Consider the following 405-nt stretch of genomic DNA (forward strand, 5'->3'; position numbering starts at 1 on the left):
TGTAGTTTCCCCAGAGCGCCAGTTGGGCCCCCACCAGACTGTCGCTGGTGTCGAGGTCCCCTTCCCGCAACTGCACGCCCGTGATCCTGACGTTTTCCCAGGAGAAGTGATTGTTGCCGCCGAAATTGTAGCCGGCTGCCTCGCTGAAGATTCCTCCGGAGTCCGCCCTCCCCTCCGCGTCGTATCTGGGAGCCAGTTGCTTCAGGTGCTCATGGAATTCGGAGGGCGGCCGGCGAAGATCAAACGGAGCCCCCTCCATGAGCACGGTATTGGTGGCGATGTCGATCTGGCCATGCGTGTTTCGATTCGCGGTTGGAACATTGGCGCGAGCAAAGCCTCGAAAGAACAGCCGAGGAAAATAGAGGATACTCATGGCGTTCGACAAGCGGTGCTACGAGGGCTTTG

At 59.5% G+C, this 405-nt stretch carries 1 pseudogene; it reads right to left on the minus strand.

Going from position 1 to position 405, the window contains the following annotated elements:
* Positions 1-373: pseudogene (locus tag D7Y04_RS43175) on the minus strand (iminophenyl-pyruvate dimer synthase VioB); the annotation flags it as partial.
* Between the last annotated feature and the right edge of the window lie 32 nt (positions 374-405).

It is taken from the genome of Corallococcus sp. AB038B (assembly GCF_003668955.1).
Taxonomy (GTDB): domain Bacteria; phylum Myxococcota; class Myxococcia; order Myxococcales; family Myxococcaceae; genus Corallococcus; species Corallococcus exiguus.